The following is a 239-nucleotide window of genomic DNA, read 5'->3' as shown; positions in this document are numbered from 1 at the left end:
GCAGCTTTTTGTGGTGTATCTTTTTTTCTTGCCATAAAATAAACCTCCAAACTGATAAGTTTATCTTACATCAGTTTGAAGGTTTACACAAACTTTGGGATACTCCCATTTAGCCGTTCAATGACATTGCTGGTACGGATACGAGTCCAATGCTCGCTGGGAAAATCGCAGTAGGTCAGCGTTTCTTCAATGCCGTCCTCTACCTTCTTGGCTGCTTCTTTCAGCTTCATGGAGCGTAG

Annotated in this window: 1 pseudogene; it reads right to left on the bottom strand. The window is 42.7% G+C overall.

The features are described from left to right. Positions 1-98 precede the first annotated feature (98 nt). Positions 99-239, bottom strand: a pseudogene (locus H9X84_RS12865) (transposase); the annotation flags it as partial.

The organism is Anaerotignum lactatifermentans, from assembly GCF_016902535.1.
Classification (GTDB): Bacteria; Bacillota; Clostridia; order Lachnospirales; family Anaerotignaceae; genus Anaerotignum; species Anaerotignum lactatifermentans_A.
Note: the sequence above shows the minus strand (reverse complement) of the source record. Positions and strands in the feature narration are given on the sequence as shown.